Source organism: Binatus sp. (SeqCode) (assembly GCF_049584895.1).
GTDB lineage: Bacteria > Desulfobacterota > Binatia > Binatales > Binataceae > Binatus.
The window spans coordinates 36,372-62,894 of sequence record NZ_JBAUYR010000042.1 but is presented as its reverse complement, the minus strand read 5'-3'; the positions used below and the strand labels follow the sequence as shown (position 1 = coordinate 62,894).

At 61.3% G+C, this 26,523-nt stretch carries 22 protein-coding genes; 11 read left to right on the top strand and 11 right to left on the bottom strand.

What is annotated here, in order from left to right:
* Nucleotides 1-417: 417 nt before the first annotated feature.
* A complete protein-coding gene (locus tag WB650_RS08710; RefSeq protein WP_422306166.1) occupies nucleotides 418-804 on the top strand; it encodes a hypothetical protein in 387 nt (128 codons plus the stop codon).
* A 159-nt stretch (nucleotides 805-963) separates the two neighbouring features.
* Nucleotides 964-1,959, top strand: a complete 996-nt coding sequence (locus WB650_RS08705) for an aldo/keto reductase (RefSeq protein WP_422306168.1) — start codon at nucleotides 964-966, stop codon at nucleotides 1,957-1,959.
* A 17-nt stretch (nucleotides 1,960-1,976) separates the two neighbouring features.
* On the opposite strand, the gene WB650_RS08700 is transcribed toward WB650_RS08705, so the two are convergent.
* Nucleotides 1,977-3,785, bottom strand: a complete 1,809-nt coding sequence (locus WB650_RS08700; RefSeq protein WP_422306170.1) for a hypothetical protein — start codon at nucleotides 3,783-3,785, stop codon at nucleotides 1,977-1,979.
* Nucleotides 3,786-3,982: 197 nt separating this feature from the next.
* Nucleotides 3,983-4,450 carry a single-stranded DNA-binding protein gene (locus WB650_RS08695; RefSeq protein WP_422306172.1) on the bottom strand — a complete coding sequence of 156 codons (468 nt, stop codon included), beginning with the start codon at nucleotides 4,448-4,450 and terminating at the stop codon, nucleotides 3,983-3,985.
* 157 nt (nucleotides 4,451-4,607) lie between these two features.
* Between WB650_RS08695 and WB650_RS08690 the strand changes: the two genes are divergently transcribed.
* The 6 genes from WB650_RS08690 to WB650_RS08665 all read left to right on the top strand — a co-directional run bounded on the left by WB650_RS08690 (nucleotide 4,608) and on the right by WB650_RS08665 (nucleotide 12,180).
* Nucleotides 4,608-6,275 (top strand): ribonuclease J, encoded by a 1,668-nt coding sequence (locus WB650_RS08690; protein ID WP_422306174.1) that lies wholly within the window; start codon nucleotides 4,608-4,610, stop codon nucleotides 6,273-6,275.
* Nucleotides 6,272-8,509: a DNA translocase FtsK gene (locus WB650_RS08685; protein WP_423960174.1), complete on the top strand. Its 2,238-nt coding sequence runs from the start codon at nucleotides 6,272-6,274 to the stop codon at nucleotides 8,507-8,509. The genes WB650_RS08690 and WB650_RS08685 overlap by 4 nt, the downstream gene beginning before the upstream one ends.
* 14 nt (nucleotides 8,510-8,523) lie before the next feature.
* The gene (gene lolA, locus WB650_RS08680) at nucleotides 8,524-9,201 is read left to right on the top strand and encodes an outer membrane lipoprotein chaperone LolA (protein ID WP_423960172.1); all 678 of its coding nucleotides are present in this window, start codon (nucleotides 8,524-8,526) and stop codon (nucleotides 9,199-9,201) included.
* A 96-nt stretch (nucleotides 9,202-9,297) separates the two neighbouring features.
* Complete coding sequence (rimO, locus tag WB650_RS08675) at nucleotides 9,298-10,638, top strand: 30S ribosomal protein S12 methylthiotransferase RimO (RefSeq protein WP_422306180.1); 1,341 nt, start codon at nucleotides 9,298-9,300, stop codon at nucleotides 10,636-10,638.
* Between the two features lie 21 nt (nucleotides 10,639-10,659).
* Nucleotides 10,660-11,115 (top strand): TraR/DksA family transcriptional regulator, encoded by a 456-nt coding sequence (locus WB650_RS08670; RefSeq protein ID WP_422306182.1) that lies wholly within the window; start codon nucleotides 10,660-10,662, stop codon nucleotides 11,113-11,115.
* A 132-nt stretch (nucleotides 11,116-11,247) separates the two neighbouring features.
* Nucleotides 11,248-12,180 carry a P-loop NTPase gene (locus WB650_RS08665; RefSeq protein ID WP_422306184.1) on the top strand — a complete coding sequence of 311 codons (933 nt, stop codon included), beginning with the start codon at nucleotides 11,248-11,250 and terminating at the stop codon, nucleotides 12,178-12,180.
* A gap of 3 nt (nucleotides 12,181-12,183) precedes the next feature.
* Here WB650_RS08665 and WB650_RS08660 read toward each other — a convergent pair whose 3' ends face one another.
* Genes WB650_RS08660 through WB650_RS08630 form a run of 7 tightly spaced genes read right to left on the bottom strand, consistent with a single transcriptional unit; the run spans nucleotide 12,184 to nucleotide 22,782 of the window.
* Complete coding sequence (locus WB650_RS08660) at nucleotides 12,184-13,974, bottom strand: hypothetical protein (RefSeq protein ID WP_422306186.1); 1,791 nt, start codon at nucleotides 13,972-13,974, stop codon at nucleotides 12,184-12,186.
* A complete protein-coding gene (locus WB650_RS08655; protein ID WP_422306188.1) occupies nucleotides 13,974-14,741 on the bottom strand; it encodes a CDP-alcohol phosphatidyltransferase family protein in 768 nt (255 codons plus the stop codon). Before WB650_RS08655 ends, WB650_RS08660 begins: the two co-directional genes overlap by 1 nt.
* A gap of 1 nt (nucleotide 14,742) precedes the next feature.
* Nucleotides 14,743-15,279, bottom strand: coding sequence for a dual specificity protein phosphatase family protein (locus tag WB650_RS08650; RefSeq protein WP_423960168.1), 537 nt, complete (start codon nucleotides 15,277-15,279; stop codon nucleotides 14,743-14,745).
* Between the two features lie 39 nt (nucleotides 15,280-15,318).
* Nucleotides 15,319-19,674, bottom strand: coding sequence for an AMP-binding protein (locus WB650_RS08645; RefSeq protein WP_422306192.1), 4,356 nt, complete (start codon nucleotides 19,672-19,674; stop codon nucleotides 15,319-15,321).
* Entirely contained in the window at nucleotides 19,664-21,304 is a 1,641-nt protein-coding gene (locus WB650_RS08640) for a lactate racemase domain-containing protein (protein ID WP_423960166.1), read from the bottom strand. The genes WB650_RS08645 and WB650_RS08640 overlap by 11 nt, the downstream gene beginning before the upstream one ends.
* On the bottom strand, nucleotides 21,291-22,112 hold the full coding sequence (locus tag WB650_RS08635; RefSeq protein ID WP_422303307.1) for an HAD family hydrolase: 822 nt from the start codon (nucleotides 22,110-22,112) through the stop codon (nucleotides 21,291-21,293). The genes WB650_RS08640 and WB650_RS08635 overlap by 14 nt, the downstream gene beginning before the upstream one ends.
* A gap of 1 nt (nucleotide 22,113) precedes the next feature.
* Nucleotides 22,114-22,782: a TetR/AcrR family transcriptional regulator gene (locus tag WB650_RS08630; protein WP_422303308.1), complete on the bottom strand. Its 669-nt coding sequence runs from the start codon at nucleotides 22,780-22,782 to the stop codon at nucleotides 22,114-22,116.
* A gap of 185 nt (nucleotides 22,783-22,967) precedes the next feature.
* On the opposite strand from WB650_RS08630, the gene WB650_RS08625 reads away from it, so the two are divergent.
* Complete coding sequence (locus WB650_RS08625; RefSeq protein ID WP_422303309.1) at nucleotides 22,968-23,420, top strand: pyridoxamine 5'-phosphate oxidase family protein; 453 nt, start codon at nucleotides 22,968-22,970, stop codon at nucleotides 23,418-23,420.
* A 2-nt stretch (nucleotides 23,421-23,422) separates the two neighbouring features.
* On the opposite strand, the gene WB650_RS08620 is transcribed toward WB650_RS08625, so the two are convergent.
* On the bottom strand, nucleotides 23,423-23,923 hold the full coding sequence (locus WB650_RS08620) for a 4Fe-4S dicluster domain-containing protein (RefSeq protein WP_422303310.1): 501 nt from the start codon (nucleotides 23,921-23,923) through the stop codon (nucleotides 23,423-23,425).
* 206 nt (nucleotides 23,924-24,129) lie between these two features.
* On the opposite strand from WB650_RS08620, the gene WB650_RS08615 reads away from it, so the two are divergent.
* Nucleotides 24,130-24,888: a hypothetical protein gene (locus WB650_RS08615; RefSeq protein ID WP_422303311.1), complete on the top strand. Its 759-nt coding sequence runs from the start codon at nucleotides 24,130-24,132 to the stop codon at nucleotides 24,886-24,888.
* Nucleotides 24,889-24,951: 63 nt separating this feature from the next.
* Here the strand turns inward: WB650_RS08615 and WB650_RS08610 are convergent, their stop codons facing one another.
* The gene (locus WB650_RS08610; RefSeq protein WP_422303312.1) at nucleotides 24,952-25,353 is read right to left on the bottom strand and encodes a PQQ-binding-like beta-propeller repeat protein; all 402 of its coding nucleotides are present in this window, start codon (nucleotides 25,351-25,353) and stop codon (nucleotides 24,952-24,954) included.
* Nucleotides 25,354-25,436: 83 nt separating this feature from the next.
* On the opposite strand from WB650_RS08610, the gene WB650_RS08605 reads away from it, so the two are divergent.
* On the top strand, nucleotides 25,437-26,510 hold the full coding sequence (locus tag WB650_RS08605; protein WP_422303313.1) for a hypothetical protein: 1,074 nt from the start codon (nucleotides 25,437-25,439) through the stop codon (nucleotides 26,508-26,510).
* Nucleotides 26,511-26,523: the final 13 nt, after the last annotated feature.

Sequence of the window (26,523 nt, the reverse complement as noted above, 5' to 3'; positions counted from 1 at the left end):
TCCCGGATACACCGAAGTAGGAAAGGGATCACTTAATTGAATGTGAAACCCGCGGTGGGTTTCACGCTTCCTTGGGCAGGGGTGACCCCTGCACCCAGTGAAAATCGCGAAATGTTGAGGACAACCTTTCGCTCTCCGGTTCTTGATTTTGGTGGCACAGGCTTTAGCCTGTGATTTTCTGGTCCATGCAAATCCAGGAAAGAATCACAGGCTGAAGCCTGTGCCACTGAAACGCCGGATTGGAATTTTTTACAAGCGCAAAATCCCAGTCCTGCTCAATTTCAGTCTGGATGTAATTGTTTCAGAGAGCACGGTTTTGTTTCCGTTAGTATTCTGATTGCCCAGCCAAAAACCCCGATATTTATTGGATGGAACGCTTATTGCTGTTTCCTTGGATAAGGCCAAGGAGGCCGCCTTATGAAGAAAATTAATGGAAAGATTCTCGTTAGCGCCGCGCTGGCGATTTCTCTTGGCGCTTTTACAATTCCGGCGAGCGCGTCGGTGCCGCCTCTACGGCCGACCAAGTACGTCGGCAAGAAAGTTGTCGGCATTCAGATCGCGCAGGTCGAACGCGACGCCGATGAAAAAGCCGACGAGGTGCGAAATGGAGCAACTGGCGCGGCCGATGCCGTCGACGAGGCCCATCGGGAGCATGAACGCGACGAATATCGGCATCACACAATCCGGGGCAAAGTCGACAGCAAGGTTGACGAAGTGAACAACGAAGCCGTGGGTGCGGGTCATGCAGTCGAGCGCGCGCATGAACAGCACGAAGCCGTCGAGCATTCGGAAGGTCGCGACTAGCGATCAATTAAGCACTTAAGAAAAAGACAAGAAGGGCTGCCAAATCTGGCGGCCCTTTTTTTGGAAGCCGGTGTGACGCCTATGATGTGGAGCGACGTGCGCCGTCGAGTCAGGATCTTCATGCGTATAAGATGCTCGCTGAAGGAGCGGGTACAGGTTGTGACCAGGCGACGATTCCTTGCGATGGCGGCGCGCATCAGTGCGATCGTCTCGATGACGGCGGGCAGAGCGTTCGCGGCAATCGCGCGTTCGGGCGGGATGCAATATCGGACGCTTGGGCGTACCGGCGCGAAGGTCTCGCTCATCGGGATCGGCGGATATCATATCGGCCAGCCGAAGGATCCTCGCGACGGGATTGCGATTGTCCGCACCGCGATCGACAACGGCGTCACCTTCATGGACAACTCGTGGGATTACCATCTCGGCGACAGCGAGCTGAGAATGGGCAACGCGCTGCGCGACGGCTACCGGGACAAGGTTTTCCTGATGACCAAGGTCGACGGGCGCACGCGCTGGACGGTCGATTGGCAACTCGACGAGTCTTTGAAACGCTTGCAGACGGACCATGTCGATCTGCTGCAGATTCACGAAGTGATCCGCGACAACGATCCGGATCGGGTGTTCGGAAAAGACGGCGCGATCGAGGCGCTGATCGCCGCGAAAAAAGCCGGCAAGATTCGCTTTTTCGGATTCACGGGGCATAAGACGCCCGCGATGCTGCTCAAGATGATCCGGCTCGCCGACCAGTATGGCGTCACGTTCGACACGGTCCAGATGCCGCTCAACGTGATGGACGCGCATTACGACAGCTTTCAGCATAACGTGCTGCCGGTCGCGCTCGAAAAGAAGATGGGCGTGATCGCGATGAAATGCTTCGGCGACAATTTTATCCTGCAGAGCAAAACCGTCACGCCGTTCGAGGCGCTCCATTACACGATGAACCTGCCGATCAGCACGCTGGTCGTCGGATGCGAGTGGATCGGATTTCTTCAGCAGGCGCTCAATGCGGTGCGGACATTTCGTCCGCTGAGCGAGACGGAGGTGGCGGCGATTCTGGCGAAGACAGAGCAGGCAGCTGTCGGCGGCCAATTCGAATACTACAAGACGCGCGACACGTTCGACGGAACGTCGAGAAATCTGAAGTGGCTCGGCTGAAATAGAATAGTCAGTGACTACTTGCGCGACGGAAATGATATCGGAAAGAGTTTCGTGGGATTCGGATTGACTATTGGCTCGGGCGAGAGCGTCTCACCTTTGAATGCCTCCTGCAGCGCGTAGAATCCCGCGCGCGGCGTGAGCACGTCGGCGCCGCCATTCAGCGATCTCTCGCCGTGCTCAGCGGTGAGCAGGACCGGAGAGTCAGGGCGACGGCCCGCGCTGGTGGCGACCGACATCAGCCCGAACCATTCTTCGTCCCAGTAAGATGAGAAGCCCGCGCCGGGCTCGCCGAACGGAAACATGCTCGTGAGTATAGTCGTGTCGTGCGACGACCAGGTTTCAGGTTGGTGCTGCGCTTCCTTCCACCATTCGTCCTGGAACTCGAAGACGTAACCGCCCGACAGAATACCGCCGCCAGTTGTCGAAAGTGTCGAACGCGGTCCATAGATGTCGGATGCGATCTGTTGAATCAGCCTCGCCGCGCGATAGCCTGGCGCACCGTGGAATTCATCGGCGACCGCGGGGCTCGCGCTGACCCATTGCGGGTTCGGTGGCGGCGGTGGCTGTCCGTCACGGGTGCGAATCGACGCCGGCGCGCCCCATTCGGTCAGAATGATCGGCTTAGGTGCGGAATTGGGCAGTTCAGTCCCAATCTCAGAACCGTTGGTGTAGTGTCCGTCGACTATCCAGCGCTTGAAGTTCGCGACGTCTTCAGTTTCGGGCCTGCGATAGGCGTTGAAGCCCCAGACGTCGAGCGCATAGATGTCGGCGGGATAAGCGCGCCGTCGATGCGCGGACGAGCAGTCAGCGCTCGGGTTCTCGCCGCCCTGATCGACGCAGACAGGAATGGTCAGTGCACCCGAATGAGCATCGCCGCCATTTTTGAATGCGACCAACGGCTTGAGCAGCATCGGCGTCTCGCCCGTAGGATAGTCAGCGAACGCGGTCATAGTGAGTTTGTCGGGTGCGTAATGCTTGGCGACAACGCCGAGATGATTCAGGTACTGCCAATAGTCGATATATCGATCGGTGCCGCGAGCGAATGGCAAGTTGGTTTCGTTGCCGATTGCAAATCCGATCACCGCCGGATGATAGCCATAACGTTGCGCCAGCCACTTGGTAGTGCGTTCGATGAACATTCGCTCGTCGAGCAATGATACGGGATCGGGATTGGCGCCGGGAAAAGCCAGCCAAGGATCGACCGAGATACCGATGACTACATAAATCGGGTTGACGCCGTGATTCCAGCATAGGTCCAGGAACTGATCGCCGCCGTCGTGCGCCGGCCATCCCGCGAAACCGGCAGGGGCGGTGGTCGCGCCGAAGCGCACTCTCGGACTTACGCTCCAATCGAGCTCGTTCCATTTCGAATAGTCAGCCGGCGACATCGGCACCCATTTCCACCATGCATAGGTGCGGATGCTGTTGGCACCGAGTTGACGGACAAGCCCATCGGGAAGGTTGACGCGCGCGAAGTTGTCGTTGTAGGTCGCGCCCCACAGATCACGTATCCAGATTGGGCCGTAGGTGAGATGAGCAGGATCGCCCCAGAAGTAATCGGAGCCGGGAATTGTCAGCGCGGCGTCGTTGATTGGTCGCGGTGAGTAGTCGACGCCCTTGATGACGAAGGGAATCGCTGCGGCGCCGTTCACCGACAGCAGGATGGTCTTATGATCGCTCGCGACCGACCACGACGTGGTGGAGGATTCAGGCGGCAGCAGCGTGGTCGAGCGCGCGTCGCTAGAGCTGAACGCGATCGCGATCCCGATAACAAATGCGAGGACTCGAGTGTGGTGGGTATAGGTCGTCGAAAGCTGGATCAAAATTCAGAGCCCCCCGGCTCATAGGCGGCCGGGTTGGATACCAGCTCAAAACGCGCCCAGTCGAATGCAAATGGCGTACCTGCGGTTTCGCACTACTTTCAATGTGACAATCGGTTGATTCGGTACAATCGGCAATCAGATGCCGCCGTCATGTGCAGCGTTTCAGAATAGGGAATGTTTGTCCGCAGAGCAGACTTCTAGAAGGGGATGTCCTCGTCGTCCATCGGCGCGACGTCGTCGCCCGCGCTTCCACCTGCCCCGACAGGAGCGCGTCCCCGAGCTGCACCGCCGCCGAAACCACCGGCGTCATCGCCCATCGGAGTGCCGCCGCGTGAGTTCAGGAACTGCACCCGCATCGCGACTATGTCGGTGGCCTTGCGCTTGCCGCTGCCATCCTTGGCCTCGTATTCGCGATAAGTAATTCGCCCTTCGATATAAACCGAACTTCCCTTTTTCAGGTACTGAGCGCAGGCCTCGCCCTGTTTGCCCCACACGGTGATATTGTGCCACTCGGTGCGTTCCTGGCGCGTCCCGCCCTTGTCGGCGAACGACTCCGTGGTCGCGACTGAAAAGCTGGTGACCGACGATCCCGAGTTGGTGAAGCGAGTTTCCGGATCGCGCCCGAGATTTCCGATGAGAATTACTTTGTTTACTGACGCCGCCATCTTCGCCACCTCGTCATCCGAAAAAGTAGTCCCGCCCCCTACTCAAGGCAAGGCGGCGTCCTTCGAGCCTGTGGATAGTTTCGATACAGCGGGCGTTGGCTTTCGCAGTCGATCTGTGACCGATATAATTCGCCTCGGTGCGGAGGCAGGATAGGCGATGGCGGCAAGCACTTCCACGACCGCGCCGGTCAGAATCGTAGCCCTCGGCGGGCTCGGAGAGATCGGCCTCAATCTGATGGCGATCGAATGCGCCGGGCGTGCGATCGTGATCGATTGCGGCGTAATGTTTCCGGACGAGCCCGGGCTCGGGCTTGGGACTTACGTTCCCGAGATGACGTGGTTCGAGCGCAGCCGCGTCGCGGTCGAGGCTGTCGTGCTCACGCACGCGCACGAGGACCACATCGGCGCGCTGGCGCATCTGCTGCGTCGCTTCAACGTTCCCGTTTACGGTACCGACATTACGCTCGCTTTCACGCGGCGCCGCCTTGCCGATGAGCAATTCGACGATCCTGTCGACCTGCGGACCATCGCGCCGCGCAAGGCATTCGAGGCTGGCCCGTTCACGGTCGAGCCAATTCGCGTTACGCACTCGACGCCGAACTCGACCGCACTCGCGATTCGCACGCCGGCGGGAATCATCATTCATAGCGGCGACTTCAAGATCGACGACGCTCCGGTCGACGGCCAGATGTTCGATCGCGAGCGCTTCGCGGAGCTTGGCGTGGAAGGCGTCGCGCTGTTGCTCTCGGACTCAACCAATGTAGAACGTCCCGGACGCTCGGGCTCTGAAAGTTCGCTCAAACCCGTGCTGCGCGAATTGGCGTCGCGCGCGCGCGGCAGATTTTTCCTGTCAGCATTTTCGTCGCATCTGCATCGGATTCGCCAGGTGGTCGAGGTCTCGCGCGAGTTCGGACGCCGCGTCGTTCCACTCGGGCGCGCGATGGCCGAGAGCGTGCGGCTGGGACTCGAGACCGGGCAGCTTCCGTTTGGGCACGCGATGTTCGTCGAGCCGGGCGAGGCGGAGTTCCTCGACGGCAATCGGCTCAGCTACCTGACCAGCGGGAGCCAGGGCGAGCCGCTCTCCGCGCTGGCGAAAATCGCCGGCGACGCGCACCCACGCGTGCGTATCGAGCATGGCGACGTGGTCGTGCTGTCGTCGCGCTTCATCCCTGGCAACGAGCGCACCATCAACACGCTGGTGAATCGCCTCTACAAGCAGGGCGCCGACGTTGTCTACGACGCGGTCGCTCCGGTTCACGTTTCGGGACATGCGAGCCAGGACGAGCTGACCGAGATGATCACGCTGACACGGCCGCGGCACTTCGTCCCGATTCATGGCGAGTACCGTCATCTGAGCCGTCACGTCGCGCTCGCGATTGCCGCCGGAATTCCTGAGCAGAACTGCTTCCTGCTCGAGGACGGCGACTCGCTGGTGTTGAACGGTGGCGACGCGCGTCGCGGATCGACGGTCGAGGCGGGGCGCGTGATGCTCGAAGGCGCGGACGGCGATCCCGCGGTGGTCGGCGAGCGTCGGGTTCTCGCGCGCGACGGCACGGTAACGGCGGTGGTAGTGCTGTCGGCGAAGACCGGGCGCATCGTCGCGGGTCCCGATTTGCTGTCGCGGGGTCTGGTGAGCGGCGACGGAACTTCGGCGCACATGCGTCGCGCGAAGGAAGAATTGACCCGGCGCCTGAACGCGCTCGGCGGTCCGTTGCATGCAAATGATTCCCGGGTGAAAGAAGAAATCGTGCGCGCGATTCGGCGCTACTTCAGCGATGAGCTGGGCAGGCGGCCGCTAGTGATTCCTTACGTGACGGAGGTGTGATCCTCATCGCGCGCAGGGAAAAAACGGTCATTGAGCTGCCTCTGCCCAGTGTGGTCGAGGAGGTTTCGTCTGCACTGTCGCCGAGCATTCGGATCGCGCGCGAGCTATGTGCGCTCGCGCTGCTGGCATTCGCGGCCTTCGGCACGGTCAGCCTGGTAAGCGTCGATATCGGACGGAGTCCGAACCTCGGCGGTCCGGTCGGTGCGGCGATCGCGGCGATGCTCGGTGGTATCGTTGGATACCAATCGTATACCGCGATGATCCTGGTGGCATGGCTCGCGCAGCGCGTATGGACCGGCGCGAGCGTCGTCACAGTTGCGCGCGAGATTGCCGGCGGCGTGCTTTTGATTCTTGCACTCGCGACCGCCAGCGCGTTGTGGGACTTGAACGATGTCCGCATGGGCGGCGAAGTCGGCGCGAGTATCGCGACGCTTCTCAACGACTCGATCAACGTCGCGGGAGGCTCGATCGTTGTCGCGCTCGGTTTCATCTGCGGGCTGGCCCTGATGCTCAAGCGGGCGCCGACTGAGCTGCTCGCGGGAATTGCCGGCAAGATTCGCCGGCGTCGTGACGAGTCCGAACTCCCTGACGTCGCGCGAGTCCCGTTCTCGCTCAGCGAGGGCGATGAAGTCGAGACCGATTCGGAGAGCGTCAATGGCAAGCCGTCGCCCTTGAAGGTCAGGCTGCTCGATATTCTCGAGAAGCGCGACAAGGCGGCGGCGTCGAAGCCGAGGCAGAAAGGCGCGTTCAAACTTCCGCCGCAGTCGCTCCTCGATCTGCCGCCTGCCGAGCATGCGCAGGTGGACGAGGGTCAGCTCGAGCGCAGTGCGCGCGTGCTCGAGCAGAAACTCGCGGACTTCGGCGTCGAGGGGCGCGTGGTCGAGGTTCAGCCGGGTCCCGTCGTGACGATGTACAAATTCGAGCCGGGCTCCGGAATCAAGGTGAGCCAGATCGTCAATCTCGCCGACGATCTATCGATGGCTCTCAGAGCAGCCGCGGTGCGAATCCAGGCTCCCGTGCCGGGCGAGGCCGTGGTCGGAATCGAAGTGCCGAACAAAAAGCGCGAACGCGTCTTCCTGCGTGAGATTCTCGAAGCCGACGAATTTTCATCCACGCAGAGCCAGCTCACGATCGCGCTCGGCAAGGATATCGCCGGGCGTCCGGTGGCGGCCGACCTCGCCAAGATGCCTCATCTGCTGATCGCTGGCGCGACCGGGACCGGCAAGTCGGTTTCTCTCCACACGATGATCGCGTCGATTCTTTTCAACGCGACCGCCGACGACGTGCGCCTGATTCTGGTCGATCCCAAGATGCTCGAGTTGTCGGTGTACGAAAATATTCCGCATCTGCTGGTGCCTGTTGTCGTCGATCCGCAGAAGGCCGCGAGCGCGCTGCTGTGGGCGACGCAGGAAATGGAGGGCCGCTACCTTCGAATGCGCGAGCTGGGCGTGCGCAATATCGACGGCTACAACCAGGCGCTCGCGTCGGGCACGTCGCTCGCGCAGCTCAAGATGGCGGGGCAGAGCGCGCCAGCGTCCGACGATCCCAACCAGCCCGCGGTCGGCGCGATCGAGCATCGCAAGCTGCCGAAAATTGTGATCGTCATCGACGAGCTCGCCGACCTGCTGCTGAGCGAGGGCAAGACCGTCGAGCGCGATATTACGCGTCTGGCGCAAAAGGCGCGCGCCGCGGGAATCCATCTGATACTCGCGACTCAGCGCCCGTCGGTCGACGTGATCACTGGCCTTATTAAGGCGAACCTGCCCGCGCGAATCTCGTTGCAGGTGACGTCGCGCGTCGATTCGCGCACGATTCTCGACTCGATCGGCGCGGAACGCCTGCTCGGCGCCGGCGATATGCTCTTCATGCCGCCCGGCAGCGCCAAACTTCGCCGGCTGCATGGGCCGTTCGTCGGCGAGCATGAGATTCGCAAGCTTACCGATTTTCTGCGGGAGCAGGGCGCGCCCGAGTACCGCATGGAAATCCTCGACACCAAGCCGCCCGGCGAGGACGGCGGCGACGGAATCGGTGGCGAGGTGCAGGACGAGATGTATGATGAAGCAGTGCGAATCGTGATGGAGACCAACCAGGCGTCGATCTCGATGATCCAGCGGCGCCTTCGAATCGGCTACAATCGCGCGGCGCGGATGGTCGAGCAGATGGAGCGCGAAGGAATCGTGATGCCCGCGGACGGCGCCAAGCCGCGCGAAGTCCGACTGCACAGCGCCCGATGACTTTTTTTAGGAAAGTGTTGCGAGCGTTGCTGGGGCCGATCGCGATGCTTCTCGTCGTCGCCGTTCCGGTGCATTCCGAGACGATGGCGCCGAGCGGTCCCCCCGTAGCCAAGGATTTGAAGCAGGCACTCGATCGCCTGCAGCGACACTACCGCGACACGAATTCATTCACGGCCAAATTCAACGAAGAGATCGCGGCGGTCGGCGCGCCGAAGAAGCAACGTCAGGGCACGGTTTCATTTCGCAAGCCGGGGCGCATGCGATGGGATTTCGAAACGCCGGAAAAACAGACGATCGTCAGCGACGGCGAGACGCTCTACAGCTACGATCCCGATCTCAACCAGGTCGTCGAGACCCCGCTGAAGCAGGCGATCAAGTCGAGCAGCGCGACCTCGTTCCTGCTCGGAATCGGAAATATCAATCGTGATTTCAAGGCCGCCTTTGCGAATCCCGCGCCGGCTAACGGTCTCGTCAATCTGATCCTCGATGCGAAGACAGGCGGCTACAAAATTGAAGTTGGACTCGATCCGAAGACGTACAATCTTATTACGTTGACGCTCACCGACCAGCTTGGTGACGTTACCAGGATCGATTTCAGCGACATTCAAGACAACGTGGAACTTGCCGATTCGCTCTTTGAGTTCAAAGTGCCGCCCGGCGCCGACATCGTGACGGCACCTGCCTCGCCGTGACGATCTGATACACTAAGAGCGCGTCGCAGCTCCCGATCGCGATTGCCTCGCGGGAATGCGACCGGTATTTTTGAAAGCCCTTTAAGTTTTCTGTCAATGGAAAAAGTTCACCTGCTCACGCTTGGATGCCCCAAGAATCTTGCCGACAGCGAGTTGATGCTTGGCGCGCTGACCTCGGCCGGTTTCGAGATCACACTCGACCCCGAAGAGGCACAGGTGCTGCTGGTGAACACGTGCGCGTTTATCGAGGCGGCGAAGAAAGAATCAATCGACGCGATCCTCGAGGCGGCGGAGGTCAAGAAGCGCGGCTTCGGCAAGCGGCTGGTGGTCGCCGGATGTTTGTCGCAACGCTATGCGACAGAGCTCGCCGCGACGATGCCCGAAGTCGACGTGTTCGTTGGCACCGGCAATTTTCTCGATCTGCCCGAGCTGCTGCGACGCACCGAAGCGCCCGAGTCGCGGCCGATTCCGTACGCCGGCGCGGCGCATTTGCTGCCGACCGCGGCAATCCCGCGAATCAAGACCGGAGATTTCTTCACGTCTTACTTGAAGATTTCAGAAGGGTGCAATCACAAGTGCGCTTTCTGCATTATTCCGAAAATTCGCGGGCTGCATGAGAGTCGCCCGACCGCCGACCTCGTCATTGAGGCGCGCAACCTCGTCAACGGCGGCGTTCGCGAGATCAATTTGATCGCGCAGGACTTGACCGCCTATGGCCGCGATCTCGACCAGCCGTCTTCGCTCGCGGCGTTGCTGCGGGAGCTCTCGACCATCGACGATCTGCGCTGGATACGGCTGCTCTACTGCTATCCGAATTTCGTCACCGCCGAATTGCTCGACGCAATCGCGGATCTGCCCAAGGTCGTGAAGTATATCGACATGCCGCTGCAGCATGCTGACGATGCGATGCTGCGCGCGATGCGCCGTGAGCGCTCGGGCGCCGCTCTGGTCAAGCTGCTCGACCGCGTGCGCGATCGAATTCCCGGAGTCGTGTTGCGGACGTCTTTCATCGTTGGTTTCCCGGGCGAGACCGACGCCGCCTTCGAGCGGCTGGCGGATTTCGTGCGCGCTGAGCAGTTCGATCGCGTCGGAGTTTTTACATATTCGCGCGAAGAGAATACTGCCGCATACGACATGCCGGACCAGGTGCCCGAGCGCGTCAAGCGCGCGCGGCGGGCAAGCCTGATGGCGACGCAATCGGAAATTTCGCTCGCCAGGAATCGCGGGCTGGTCGGACGCGAAGTCGAGGTGCTGGTCGAGGGCCCGATGCCCGGACGCTCGACGCGACTGCGCGGGCGGACCGCAGGCCAGGCGCCGGAAATCGACGGCTCGGTTTTTCTGACCGGCGACGCGGAGGCGGGTGAATTCGTTCGCGCCCGAATCGACAAGGCGCTCAGTTACGATCTGCATGCAACGGTCGCCGGCGCGGCCGCTTAATATTCCCGGAGTCTGAATCCAATGACGAAGAAACCAGTTGCCGCGGACCGAGCGAAGTTCCTTGCCAAGATGCGCGAACAACTGCTCGAGATGAAAGCAAAACTGCTCGCCGAGATCGATTCGACCTTGCGCGCCGAGCGCGAAGGCAACAAGGACGAAGGGATGGACACCTACGACCTTGCGTCGGAAGAGCGCGATCGCGAGATCAACTTCATCCTGTCCGACCGCGAACGCGTCAAGCTGAAGCAAATCGACGATGCGCTCGAGCGGATGGACGAAGGCACTTACGGCGTCTGCGAATCGTGCGGACTCGAGATCGCCGAAGAACGTCTCGAAGCGATGCCGTTTTCGCGCCTGTGCCGTGATTGTCAGCAGGACGAGGAGCGCGAGGCAAAATCGCAGCGACGGCCCGCCGACGACGAGCCAAATGCGTATCGCAAAGTAGGTTCGACCGACGCCGACGACGACGGCGCATAAAGTATGCGGGCGTGGATCGCCGGGTGTTGTTTACCGGGCTGCTTAAAACAGTCATCCTTAACACAACAACTTGCGTAAGACCCGCACGCCTCAACCATCGCCGGGATTGCGACAGATTTCAGCAGCCAGTTAATGAGAATATTTTCCGATATCGATAACGACGGATCAGCCGATCCTGCCGGCGTTCGCGAGCAAATTCGCACCAACCTTTCCGGCGTCGGCGCCACGATCGCGCTTGCGAGTGCTCGCGGAGGAGTCGGCAAGAGCATGCTCGCGGTGAATATCGCGGCGGCGTCGGCGATGAAGGGTCGCAAGGTCGCGATCATCGACGCGGACCTTAATTCGCCCAGCGTTGCCGCGATGCTCGGGATGAAACCGCAACGGCGCTACCCAATGATCGAGGGAATCGAGCCCGTCGCTGGGCCGCATGGATTGCGCCTCGTTTCGAGCGATCAGCTTTCCGGTGGTGAACCGCCGCCAATCAGCTTTGTGCAGGATCACGATCAGATCGACGGAAACGGCGGCGAGCCAATCGCACCCGCTTCTAATGGTCCCGCGGAGCTGAGCTATCGCGGAGCGCTGAGCCGAATGCTCGCGCAATCGCAATTCGGGAATGTGGATTTGTTGATAATCGATCTCGCGACCGGTCTCGATCGACTGCACGCGCTCGCGTCGATGGTAGCGCTCGACGGGGTCGTGCTACTGACTCATCCGTCGGCACAGGATACCAGCGCCGCGCGCCAGGCGATGAAAATTGGTCGCGCGATCGGCGCACCAATCGTCGGCATCGTGGAGAACATGGCCGGCTTTAATTGCGACGGATGCCGCGCGGTGCGGCCGCTGTGGCCGGAGGGCGATCTCAACGGAATCGCACGCGAGGCCGCCGTTCCAATTCTGGGGCGGCTCGCCTTTGAGCCGCGGCTCGCGGACAGCACCGATCGCGGCGTGCTGTTCGTTCGTGAATACGGATCCACCCCGACCGGTAAAGTGCTAGCCGATATCGCCGGCCGCATCGACGCGATCGTCGCCGCGCGCACTCGCGCGGTCGACACGCCCGCCAGCTAACTTTCAATCGCTATCGGAATCTTCATTCTCGTCGGATGCGGTCAGCACGGAGTCCGCAACGCGCGAATATTCAAACATCCCCGCGCCCCGATGTGCGCCGATGCTGAAGCTTGCGAATCCGAGCGACGTGTAGATGCGCGACTGCTCAGGCCCGGGGCGCGACAGCGGAATGAAGCATTCGACGCTGCCTTCGAGCTCGCACGACGATCCGTCAGCGCGCGTCAACGATGCGACGATACGATGCGGCGGTTCTTCGACCGAGGGTGTCTCGATGGTGAGATTGCGCAATTCGCACGGCGACCATCCTGCCGCTTCGAGAATCCTGGCGCTCTGATTTGGCGGCGCATCTTCAGTCGCGACCGAGCGGGCTTCGAGCGCACGCGGCGCCTTGTCGGCTTCGAAGCATGCCCAAATCATCCGGCGCGCAGTGAATTTCTGCGGGCCCAGTCCAGTGAAGGACATTCCCGCACGCGCAAATCCGTTGACCGCTCGCGATGCGCCGTCGACGCAGACCTTTCCCGAAACGCGGCCGAACGCAACGCTCGACGAGAGCGCATCCGCCGCAGCGCCTTGCGAGGATAGAATCCGGTCGAAGTCGAACTCACCACCGCCGCGATCGATTTCGAAGCGCATTTCGACTTCCGTGTTGCCATCGAGCCGGCCCGAAGCCAGCGCGCGTTCGATGCTCAAATATGCGGTAGCATCGGGCACGATCACGGCAGGTCCACGGAACGCCAGCACGATCGATTCGCCCTCGCGCCGCATCGAGAGCGGGCCGTGAGTGACGGCGCTCGCGGAACGCGTCGGACGCCCCTCGGCGGTGAACAATGCCGCGCGATGTTGATCGAACAGCATCATGATTCGCGCGCCCATGCCTGCGCCGCCGACGTCAAAGCTCGCCATCGCACCGAAGCGCGCCGCAGGATCATAGAACTCGATGCCGATACGTCCCGGCGCTGCGACTGTCGCCGCCGCACCGATTTCGGATCTGACGACCGGCGGCTGCGGCGCGCGATTAATCGCGATCGGAGCTCGAGCTACATCGGGACTACCGTTTCCCGAAAAAACTTCTGCGATCGCGTCTTCGCATCGGGCGCGCAATTCTCCGGGCATCCTCAGCGCGACCGACAATTCGAGCTGGGCCGCATCAATGACGCCGTTTGTTGCGATTTCGGAAATCGAGCGAAGCGCAGCGTTCGGACTTTGCCGATGACGCGCGGTGAAGGCCTGCAGCAGATTCTGCAAACCGCCGCCCGGATAACGCATGCCGTAGGTCGGCTTGATTCCATGCCGATGCAGGCGCTCGGCGAGGCCGGCGAGGGGGCCATTGATGAAATCGTCGCACGCCGAGACGCAAGCGGAACCGGGCGGACGCAATTCGCCGCCCAAAGTTCGTAGCCCGAGTCCGAAGTCGAGGCGCGGTTCAATAATGTTCCAACCGTGGATAAGCAGCACCGTAACGCGCCCGTGACGCGCAACCATCGCGTCGACGCGCTCCGCGATCAGTTCCAGCAGCCACGGAGCACGCTCGATTATTTGCGAGAGGCGGTTACAGTCGAGCCGGTTGCGATCCATCGCGACGTTGATCAGCGCCGACGCGCCCAGCCGCGCGGCGAGTCCCCGCGTTATCTCCGCGGTGTGAAGGTCGTTGACCTTGGGATTCAGCATCGAGCGCGTGCGCGGCTCGGCGCGTCCACCGTGCGGCGCAATCAACAGCAGCGGAGAATCGGAATCTATAACCTCGAGCCATGACTCGGCAGCAACGGCCGCAGTATGAGGCCCGGACTCAGCCATCAGGTCGACGCCGCTCGATTGGACTGGAGCACAAATCGCGCGTGAAGAATGAACGAAGCAATGAAGTAGTAAGCGATGTAACTCAGACCGGCCCACAACATGATCGGGTTCACAGTCGGCAGCATCAACAGTGACGCGACCGTCAAAAATCCCCAGATGACTCCAAGCGTGAGCGTGATTGGCCGTAGCGGCACGGTTCGATTTGGATAAATGTACTTGAGCGGCATGAACACCATCACGCCGAGGATCAAAAGCACGGCGACGTTGAAGACCGTGCTGCTGCCGAGACAGTAGAGATAAAACGCGACGAGGTTCCAATAGTTCGGGAAGCCGAGGAAGTAGTGGTCGGGCGTTTTGGCTTCGGTGTGGCAGAAGCCGTAGACGCTCGCGAGCATCACGAAACAGGCCAGCGCCAAGCCCCATCGCGAGTCCGGAATGATCCCGGCTTCGAGCATCAGAAAAACCGGCGCCACTGTGTAGGTAAGATAGTCGACGATGTTGTCGAGCAGCGCGCCATCGAAGGTCGGGACGCGAATCTTGACCATCAGCCAGCGCGCGAGGGGACCGTCGCTGCAATCGATGATCGTTGCCGCGCCCATCGCAAGGAACGCCGCGCGGAAATCGCCGCGCGAGGCGAAGAAGATCGCGAGCAGCCCGAGGGCTGCGCCGAGCGCGGTATATAGATGTACGCCCCACGCGCAGGCCGTGAGAAATTTCTGCGTCGGGAAGACCCGCGGCAGACTTCCGGCTGCGCCTGAGGTGTTCAAGTCATTTGTCCGGCTTGTAGTCGCGCGGCCCGAAGTATTCTTCGAGCACCGTCATAAACGGCCCGCATGCGCGATTTTTTTTCACGAGCACCATCGCCTCTTCGAGAGACATTTGCCGATAAGCGCGCAAAAACGCAATCGCCAGCGTCGGCGCGCGATTCATCCCGGCGTTGCAATGCAGGTAGACGCGCGAGCCCGGCGCGACCAGTTCGCGAAGATCGTTGAGCGCAACCTCGAGCCGCTCGGCCATCGCGTCCGCGCTGCCATCCTGAATTGGAGTCCGCATGTAGTCGATTCCCTGTGCAGTGTACTCCGCGACGAGCCCGCGATGGTCCAGTCCGTTCATGCGCAGGTCGTCGTCGTCCTGCAGATTGTGGACTGCGGTAATCCCATAGGTGTCCTTGAGCCAGGCGATATCAGTCTCACCGGGATATTCGCCAACCAACAATTCGTCCGAGATTACACTCACCGACGGTCGCCGGCCGTTGCGAGTCGGGCGCGGCGTGTGGTCAGGGCGTTTGCTGAACCAATCAACCATGATTCAAATGTAACCATCCGGGCGGTAAGTATTCCAGCTTCACGCTTTAGCGTGGCCTCGAGGAAGTTCGGCCGAATGATCGATTTTGGCGCGCGTCCGCTTTGCTGGCTGAGCGCCATTCGACGCCGCAGTATCAGCCTCGAGGGAGGGCGTCAATTTTGAACGCGATCCTGAAAGCGCGATGATCGCAGTGCGCATCAAGTCCGCGATTTTGCGATACGCGCCAGCGCCTTCCGAACTTTCCGCAACTTCGCGAAGCTCCGAGGCCGTGATCGCGCGACCGATGCGGACTTCTACCGGACGGCGTCGCGGGACGAGACTGCCCTTGCCCATCACGTCGTGAGTGCCGCGAATCAGCACCGGCAGCACATCGCATCGACTGCGCAGCGCGAGGAATCCGGCGCCGCTCTTGAACTCGTGAATCTCGCCGTCGGCTGAACGCGTTCCCTCGGGGAACATCAGGACGCTACGCCCCTGCGCCAATTCGGTGAGCGCGTCTTCCAGCGACTCGAGCTGCGCGCGCTCGCGATCGAACGGCATCAGCGACGTGAAGTTCGAAGCGAGAAAACGCCGCGCGGGCGTGTTGAAGAAATAATCCTTGGCGGCGAGCACGCGGATATCGTCGCCTACTGCGCCCAGCGCATAGCCGACCAGGCTGAAGTCGAGGTGACTCGAATGATTCGCGACCACGATAAAGTTGCGATTGGCCGGAATGTTGCCGCGCCCGAGAATCTTCGGCGTCAGCCATCCGTCGAAAATCGCCTGTGACGCACCGCGCACCGCAAAACGTCCGAGCCATTTTATCGGGGACGGCAAACGAACAGTGTAAGGTTCGGCGAACTTTGCGTACGAGGGCATACGAGGACGTCCGTTGCCGCCGGGCTGAGTCGCGAGGAGTTGCAGGTCCGCGACGGTGCGCAGGTCGGCAATTTCCTCGAGTGCGATTTCGCGGCTCGCGCGTTCGCCGATCAGCTCGCCGAGTTCGGCCAGGGCGAGCGAGTCGAGGCCCAGGTCCTCAATCAACCGCGTCGCCGGCGTGATGTTCACCGGCTCGGTAGCAAAGGACGTGAGCGCCTCGGCGAGCCATGTCTCGACCTCGGAGTTGCTGCTATCGTCGGCGACAGTCGCGCGGACGTCGAGCATTCGCCGCAGCGTCGCGGCCACGTCTGCACGTTTGATCTTGCGCGTGCGCGTCCGCGGCAGTTCGGCGTCGGTGAAGCGGAGGATTCTGATTCGTTTATGCGCGCTGAGCTCGAGCGCGACTTTGTCGAAGTCGCTGCGCAATCGGTCTTCCACCGCGCGTCTGCTCTCGCCGCGCGAGTAAGCGGGCACGGTCAGCGCCGCGACCTGCTCGCCCTGGCCGACCTTCAGGCCGACGACAGCCATCTCCTTCACGTACTCCGAACGGCCGTAAATTTCTTCGAGCTCCTCGATGTAGATATTGTTGCCGCCGGAATCGACGATGACTTCCTTGGCGCGGCCGACGATGTGCAGCCGCCCATCGTCGTCGATACGCCCGAGGTCTCCGGTGTGAAGCCATCCGTCGCGCAGAACTTCGGCGGTCGCGGCCTCGTTGCGATAGTAACCCGCCATCACGTTCGGCCCGTGTGCGATTATCTCGCCAATCGATCCCGTCGCGGGCATCAACTTGATCTCGACGCCGTTCAGGGGCCGTCCTACCGAGCCGACTTGCAGCGTTTCGTCGGGCCGCGCGACTGCCAGAACCGGTGCGCCCTCAGTCAAACCGTAGCCTTCAAGCAGCGGAATTCCGATGTCCTTGAAAAACTCCGCGACGCGATGGGGCAGGGCGGAGCCGCCACTGACAGCGAGCCTCAGCCGTCCGCCCAGCGCGGAATGAACTTGCCGGAAAACGATCGAGCCGAAGTTGAGGCCAGAGTTCGCGTCGAGGCGGCGATTGAGATCGCGCAGGTTGTCGAAGGCGGCGTGGAAAAACGGACCGCGCCCTTCGACTTCGTCGACGATGCGCCGATGCACCGCCTCCCACACCGCGGGCACTCCGATCAGCGCGGTCGGACGGACGTCGGAGAGCGTGCGCGATAGCGTTTTCGCATCGACCTCGAGCGGATAGACGATGGTCGCGCCGCTGGCGAGCGGCAGCAACATCCCGCAAGTGAACTCGAACGCGTGATGCAGCGGCAAGAGTGAGAGCACGACATCGTCGGCGCCCAGTGAAAAGACGCGCGAGAGCATCGCGATTTCGGCGGCGAAGTTGGCATGCGACAGCATCACGCCCTTGGGCGTGCCGGTGCTGCCAGAGGTGAACAGGATCGATGCGAGCGCTTTTCGCTCGGGCGGAGCGGGCGGAGTCTTCGCGTCGCCACGCAAAATGAATGGACGCGCGAGCTCGCCGAGGTCGATCTCGATAAGTTTCGGATGTGCATCCTTGAGCGTTGAGCCGAGGCGCTTGTGGACCGCGCTCGAGCGCAGCGCAGCCGCGGGCTCGGCGATTTTGCAAATCGGTGCGAGCTCTTCGGCGGAAATCAACTGGTCGAGCGGCACCGCAATCGCACCTGCGCACAGAATCGCGAAGTAGCCGAGCACCCAGTCAGGCGAGTTCTCGCCGATCAGAAGCACCCGATCGCCCCGCTTGATTCCGCGCGTCGCGAGCAGGAGTGCCGCGCGATGCGCCTTGTCGCGCAGCTCGCGATAAGTGGTCTGCGTCTGCTCGCCGGACGGCCGCCGCGCAATCATCGCGACGCGCGAACCGTATCGGTCGGCGGCGCGATCGAGCATGTCGACGAGGCTCCGATGACGCGGCAGCGACTTCGCTCTACCCCGCGTGTGAAGATCGAGCTGCGGGAAAATATGGCGGCGCAATCCCGGCAGATGAATGTTGATCCAGTAGTCGTGCCAATCGATCAGATCGGGACGAAACGGATGACGCTCGGCGTCGGCGGGCTTGAGCGTCGCATAAAGCGCGCGAATGTTTGCGCCATGAAAGGTGTAAACGAGTTCCTGGATGTACGGGCGATAGACCTCGACCAGCTCGCGCGCCAGGTCGGTGTTCTCCTTGAACTTGTCGATTCCCGCCTCGAGTTTTTTCGCGCGCTGATTTTCCTCACCTACTATGCTGCGGGCGAACGCCGCCGCTTGCTTGAGAACTTGCGGAACCGTGTTGCTGGCGAGGTCGTAAGTGCTCTGCGACACGACCACGGCTTCCAGATGCGGTCCGAGCCAGCGCATCGTGCCGCCGTCCTTGCGATGCTCGCGGCGATGGCTCAGCCCAGTCAGCTCGATCAGCCGGCGCATCGGCAGCGGATTCCGATCCGAAGTGCAAAGCTGGTAGATGGGCTTGTGCTTGCGCGAGAGCAGCGCGCCGAGAATCGGAATCATCGCGTGCGCCGCGAGATCGACCGGGATCACGTCGAGCACCAATTCCGCCTTGGCGGGATAAAACCGGTAGCCGCGGCCCGCGAGATAGGTCAGCGGCGCGCTGGTGTTGACGCCCTGGTTCCATCCGGGGAACGGATCGCGCAGCGCGCTTTCAATCACCGCCGGGCGGACCACCGTGACGTCGAGGGTCGCGCGATTCGCGAGCACCAATTGTTCGCCAAGACTCTTGGTGTAGCTGTACGTGTTGGGCCATCCCCAACTCTGCGCGCGCTTGCGGCCGACGTCTTTCAGGCGCTGCTCGACCCATTGCTTGCGCCGATGCTCGAGCGCCGACTCGCGTGGATTGCCGTCATCGTCTTCGTCGCCGCGAAACTCCGCATGACGCAGTTGATCGCGCGACTCGGCCTGCACCCGCTCGATTGCCGCCAGCGCGTCGCGAATTTCGCGCTCGAGCCGAAACGACTTGCGAGCGTTGGGGCACCAGTTCTCGGGGATATCGTCTTCGTAGCGATGCCCGTCGGCGATTCCCGCCACGTAGCAGGTCGATACGTGCATCATCGCGGCGCCGACTTTGCCGCAAAACTCGATCACATTGGCGACACCGGTGGTGTTTACCTCGATCGCCTTTGCCAGCGACGCCTCGAAGTTCACCAGCCCCGCGCTGTGCACGACTGCGTCGAGGCTACCCGGCTTGAACGGCTTAGCTTCCTCGCCGAGCAGGCCTTGGTTGGTGATGTCGCCGGGAACGACGACGATCTTTTCTTCGATGTAGCGATCGAACTTGTCGCCGAGATGTTCGCGCAGCGGCGCAAACACCGGCGAGTCGAGAATCTCGCGGCGAAATCGGCCGACACTGCTGCGCCGGTCGCCGCGAATCAGCAAGTACACCCGCTCGATCTCGGGATGCCATCGCAGCAGGATCGCGAGAAACACCTTGCCGAGAAATCCGGTCGCACCCGTCAGCAGGATACGACGGCCCTTGAGCATTTGCTCGAGCGGCGGCATCGTCGTTCCGTTGCGTTTGCCGTTGCTACTCGACATCCGCGATCACCAGTGGCGGAAGGTGCAGGTAGGTTATCTCGGCCGACCGACCGAGATCTGACGTAGCCATCGCGATTGCCTCATCGAGCGTGTCCGCCGCTTCCCATCCAAGTCGCGCGGCGACGTCCGGCTCCTCGCATCCCGCCGCGATCACGCGTCCGACGTGCTGGCGCGCCGGCTCGCCCCAGTACCACATGTAGAACGGATGCACGCCGTGGTAGGCGTTCCCGTATCGGTACATATGGATGTAGGTCGGGTTGCGCGCGAACTCGCGCTCGAAATTTTTCTCGAGCTCGACGGCGTCAGTCGTCTCCGCGAGGCATCGATGGAAAAATTCGATGTAACTCGGATGATGCTCGGGATGAAACTCGTCGCGCAGCGGATGACAGATGATCATCGTGCCGCCTTCGCGCACCAGCGGCTTGTTCCGATACATATTGAACAGGTAGCCGAGGCCGGTGCACTGCACGAGCACGGGATTCATGATCGAGTTGACGTTGTACGGACAAATGTACGGCACGCCGACGATTAAAATATCGGCCTGACCTTTCACCGGCACCGCGTATTGCTGAAACACCCGCGCGAGCGCCTTCTGATGCACGGCCTCGGTGTCTCCAGCCCACACGCCAATCATCCCGTACGGCGCGGCGTAGTTGTGCAGCACGGTGCGCCGCATCTCGTTGGACATGTTGCGCATCGTCCACTGAAAACCTTTCAGGCGCGTCCGATCCCAGTCGGTGAAGTGGTCTTCGTTTTTGTGCAGGAAGTCGAGCATCCCGCCGTACATCCGTGTGTTGACCGCGGTCTCGATCTGAAAAATGTTGACCGACTCGTGAATCAGCGTGCCCATCCGATCCGACGATCGATGCAGCGCCGAGCGCGTCGGGTCCATGTACGAATGCGAATCGCGCAGCGTGCCGACGTTGTGGTGATGCCGCAGGCTCTGGTACGGCGCGAGTCCGACCGCGACGGATTTGTGCCCACCGTCCATCGGCACGAGGTTGATGTTCAGGTAGATCAGCAGGTCCGACTCGACCGCGCGCCGCGACAGCCACACTTCCTCGCCATGATCCGTCTTGCCGAGCATCGCAAGCTCGGCGCGATTTTCCGCATCGAAGTTGTAGAGCCGGTCCGGCCAATACTGCTTGAACGCGCGCTCACCAACGACGCGGCGAATCTCGGCCTCCGTCATCCGCCGATGCAACGACGTCGCAATCACGAGATGAACGTCGTCAACGCCGTAGTCGGCCAGCGTCTGCAACACCTGGTTGAGCAGGCGCTCGCGAATGTCAGGCCGTCGCATCTGCGGCAGCGGCAGGCTGATGTCGTCGATCGCTATGGTCACGCGCATGTTGGGACTCAACTGCGCGAACAGCGGGTCTTGATTTTCGGGATGGAGCAGGGCGTAGCGAATCGCCTGGTCGGCGTCGGCGAGCGGATCCAGCGGCGGCGGCGGATAGATCACGCGCGTGCCGACCGGCAATTTTTCGAACAGAAATTCCTCGCCGTAAGGAATGATGCGACGCTCGGAGCGTCGATTCACCTTCACGACCAGCTCGCTGCGCGCGCCGACCTCATGCCGCAGTTCCGCGGTTTTCAGTTCCTTGAGTTTCGCCTCAGGTCGCGCCATCCGAGCCTCGCGTCGATCGTTCGATGTCGTTGTTTGAGTCCTGGTCGTTGTCGAAAGCGTCTTGCGGTTCCGATGACGCTGCCTTTTCGAAATGGATCACCGGCCATTGCCGGCTGAGCGCGGCCGCGCGCAATCTGCGGTCGGGGTTGACGGCGACGGGATGCCCCAGCGCGGCGAGGAACGCGGTGTCGTAATGCGAATCGGCGTAGCCCCAGCAATCCGCCAAATCGAGGTCGTGCGCGCTGGCGTAGTCGTCGCACCAGACTGCTTTTTCGTCGCCCGCCATAACAGGCTCGGCCAGACGGCCGGTCGCGCGACCGCGGCTGAAGACAAACCGGTTCGCCGCGAAGTCCGCGATTCCGAGATGACGCGCGAGCGGCGCCACGATGAAGTCCGGTGACCCCGTGACCAGCACCGGCTCGATTCCCGCCTGTCGATTCGCCTCGATCAATTCCACTGCGCGCGGAAAAAGATGACCGACCAGGATGCGTTCGCAATATTCCTCGCCGAGCGAAAAAAGCCGGTCGCGCGAGACGCCCTTGAACGCGTCGAACAGCACCGTGTTCAGGGTTCGTCGGTCGCGACTCTCTGCGATGTACAACCTCGGGATGCGCGCGGCGAATCCGAGCAGATAGCTGAAGCGTCCGCTCCATTCGCCGACGTTGGCGAGCGTGAAGACTGCGGCATGCACCAGGTTCAAATCGACCAGCGTCCCGTCAAGATCGTAAAAAGCCGCGCGACGCTTCGGGGCCTTGATTCCCTTGGGCGCGTGGCCGTTGGAGGTTTTCGTGTGATTGGAAACTGACATGTCAGTCTAGTTTAGGCCCAAAAAAAGAGAGGTTGCCGGGTGGTCGGTCGCTCGCGGATGCTCTCCGCGCCGGTACGAATTTCAGCAGCTCGGGACGCGCGACTCCGCCCAACCCAAACGCGAGTATTTCCTCGACCAGTGCCTCGATATCCGTGTCCTCGCTGCGCGAGAGCATCCCGATCAATTCCTTGATTCCGCCGAGGATCGCGTACGAAACCGCGCGCGTATCCGAATTGCGCACCAGGTTCATCTCGATTCCGAGATCCAGCGATCGTTTGATCAGCGCCGCGATGCGATCGTAGAAATCCTGGATCTTGTCGTCGAGCTCGTGATCGAATCCGGTCGAATGGTTGAGCAGGATGTCGGTGAGTTCGCGCTCCGCCATCGCGTAGCTTAGCACCCGCATCAGGTTCGCGCGCAATTGATCGACCGGGTCCGGCTCTCCCGCTCCCGGGCGCAGCCGCTGAATCCGATGCGTCAACTCGGTGACCGCCTGCTCGAGCAATTCCTCGAACAGGTCTTTCTTATTCTGGAAATAAAGATAGAACGTGCCACGCGCGATGCGGGCGCGGGCAATGATGTCCGCGACATTGGTCCTGTGATATCCCTTGCGAGCAAAGATGCGCTTGGCGTGACGCAGCACCTGCGCGCGTCGGGCTTGACGTTCCATCAAGATTCTCCGTGGGTACTTCAACCGTAGTTCGGGACGGCGCGCGCTGTCAAATCAGCAATCGGGGGATGCTCTCAGGTTCTTGATTTTGGTGGGACAGGCTTTAGCCTGTGATTCTTTTCGTGGATTTGCATGGACCAGAAAATCACAGGCTAAAGCCTGTGCCACTTGCGTTGGAGGTTCAGATGACCGATTCAAATTTCTGGGACAAGGTTCACGCGACCGCCGCCAAGGCGACGTGGGCGTATCTGGCGACCGCCAAAGGATCGCAGCCGAAGGTTCGCGTTGTGCATCCTGCCGTCGAGGGCGAGCGCGTATGGGTCGCGACCGGACGCGCGTCGGCCAAGGCCGGCCATATCGACAAGAACCCAAGCGTCGAGCTCTTCTACCAAATCGGCGCCGACATGGTTCATCTGACGGTCACCGGCAAAGCAAAGTTCGTCGAAGACGTCGCTGAAAAAAGGCGGATATGGAACGGCAAGGTCTTCGACTACGATCTCTCGCAATTCTGGCCGGGCGGCCCCGAGTCAAAGGACTTCGGCCTGATGCTGATTACGCCCGATCGCGTCGAGCTTACGTCACTGCCCGAAATGATGAGCGGCAAAAAGCCCGAAGTCTGGCGCGCCTCGCGCAAGTGACGTTATCCCCGCACGCGCTCTCTTGCGAAAATCGCGCGCTCTTCGGCCGTCATCTTTTCGCGGATGCGCGAGCCCTTACCGACATGACGGTACTCGCCGCCTTCCGAGAAATATTCCTCATAGGGCTGAGCCGGGATCGGCTCCGCCGGAGGACTGTCGGTGATCTTCACATCGAGCACCTGCTCGACCAGGCTCGAGTCGTACATCCTGACTGCGTCGTAGTCCGTCAGCAGCGCGCATACTTCGACGCAAATGTAGCATCCGATGCATTCCTGAAAACGATCCTGCACCGGTTGCACGCCGCGACCCGGTACCGATCCCTGCGACAGGTACTCGATGCATTGCACCGGGCAGAACTCGGGACATTTGCCGCACGGGAAGCACAGGTTCACGTCCATGAACGCGACTTCGCGCGGACGCTTTTTCTTTTGTCCAACTTCTTCGGGTGTCTCTGGGATACGGTCTTCCTTGAGACGCCGCTTGATGATGTCGATTGCGCTCATGCTTCTATTGTCACGCCAATCCAGCGCGCCCGGTCAAGTGCCCGACTCAATTGAGTCGTGGCTGAACTGACAGCACCAAATCCCAGGGTCAATGCCTTGCCGCAAGACTGCGTTTCGTCTAGAAGGCGGGTTGAACTCCCAGAGTAAAACTCTTTCTGGAACAGGTCATCGGGTTACTTCGCGATCGCGCACCGGGGGAAGAATCAATGCAGACACGAATCGTTCAGATGGTGGCGGCGATAGCCGCAGTTGCAATTGCTCTCATAGTGGCTCGAACCGAGGCGTTCGCGTCGGGCAACGAGTCATGCTCGACGACCAGCACGAACGTCACGTCTGGTCCGAGCTCCAACGGTGCTGAGGCCACTTGCGATGCTGAAGTCGGCCCATCCAACAAGGCGAAGGCCCAAGCCTCGGGAAACGATGCCGATGCGACATCAGATGCCTCAAACGGCAGCGATGCTACGGCAGCCGCGAAGGGAACGGACGCCGACGCGACTGCCGAGGCAGACAGCGGCAGCGATGCTAAAGCAACCGCGAAGGGAGCCGACGCCGATGCGACATCGGAGGCGGTAGGCCCCAGCGGCAGCGAGGCCATCAGCTCCGCGTCGGGAGAGGACTCCGATGCGACTGCCGCAGCCGGCGGCGGGAGCGAGGCTAAAGCAACCGCGAAGGGAAAGGACGCCGATGCAACATCCTCGGCGGGAGGCGGCTCCCAGGCCGTCAGCTCCGCGAAGGGTGAGGACACCTACGCGACTGCCGTGGCAGATAACGGCAGCAACGCTAAGGCAACCGCGTCGGGCACCGACAGCGAGGCGGAAGCGTCTGCTGAGGAGACCGGGAGCAGCGTAACCGCATTCGCGACCAAGGGTTCCACAGCCATCGGCAGTGACACCGCGCCGCCAACTTGTACGCCAAAGAACGGCGGCAAGGCTAAAGTCACCAGCCCGATGGGAAACTGCGGCTGACGACCGAAGGAATTATTACAACCAGGCGCCTGACCCGAACTAAGCCGGCACCCGGAGCTGCTGCTACCTGACGGCGAAGATGCCGCCGGTCGACGTCCCGACGTATAGCATTCCCGATGGCGACGATGCGGCCGTCGTGATCTTGCCGAAGCTGCGCGCGGTCCAGACGTAGCTGCCGTCGCCGGTCAGCACGGCGGCCATGTCGTCCGTCGCCGCCTCGAACATGCCGTCGTAGCCGAGCACTGTCAGACCGGCTTCGCCTGGTTTCAGCGAGGAGTCCGTCCAATGGACCTGGCCGTCGGCGGCGATGCCGTAAGTCGAGTCTGCCCCGGCAAAGATTGCGCCCGACGGAGCGACGACCGGTCCGGTGGTCACCGCGCGGTTGGAATTGACGTGCCAGATGGGACTGCCGGTCCGCATATCGATCGCATAGACGCCGGCCGATCCAGCGTAAACCACGCTCATGCTTCTATTGTCACGCCAATCCAGCGCGCCCGGTCAAGTGCCCCGGAGGTTGAGTATTTCTCAATGACAAATAATGGTACAATTTGTTTGGCATCGCTTTTCGTGCGCTAAACATTCCAGGATTATGGCTCGTTCCAGGGAGGAACTCTGTCCAATTGAACTCGAAAATCAATGGCTTTCGCTCGCGACGCATCACGACAGCGGTCGCATCTCTGCTGCTTACTTGCTTCATTGCGTCGCAGGCATGGTGCGCGAACCTGTGGGTATCATTCGACGATGGTGGGGGCGTCGCGTCCTATACCTCAGCACAAATCAAGAAGACGGGTTCGCCCAGCCCCGTAGTTCTAAGCACTTACAGTTATAGTTCTGGTCTAGCGTTCGACCAGGCGCACAGTCTCTGGGTTGTCAGTAACGGCAACCAGGTGGCGCGATTTACTGCCGCGCAACTCAAGAACCTTAAAAATAACCCGAGTCCGACGCCCGAGGCGATCATCACCAGCACGGGCTTCGACTATCTATATGGCTGCAATTTCGATCCGCAGGGAAACCTGTGGCTCGCGGATTACAGCGCCGATTCGATCGAGGAATTGTCAAAAGCACAGCTCGATGCAGGTACCGCGAATCTACCCAGTCCTGCAAAAGCGATCACCTCGTCCAGTCTTGACGGTCCGAATTTTGTTACCTTCGATCGAGAAGGCAACGCCTGGGTGGATAATGAGAGCAGCAGCACCATAGTCGAATTCTCCGCCAGCCAGCTGGCTGCGGGGGGCAGTCAGATGCCGAAGGTTATACTGAGGGACGACGGCAGCGGCTCGAGCATCAGCGCGCCGGGAGAGCTCGCTTTCGACAAGGCTGGCGATCTGTGGGTTCCCAATTACGGCTCGGACACCGTCGCGGAGTATGCGAAGGACCAACTGACCACCTCCGGCACTCCCGCTCCGAAAGTGAAGTTGAACAGTGCTGCCTTTAACGACGAGGGACCGTGGGCTGCGGTTTTCAACAGCAAAGGAGATCTGGTGGTCATGAACTATTCCGACGGGACGATCCTGGAGTTTACGCCCCGGCAGTTGAAGGCGAGCGGGGCACCGGTTCCCAAGGTCTCGGTCACGGGAAGCGAAACCGAAAATTATCAGATCATCTTCGGCCCATCGTCATAGCGTTCGCCGCGGC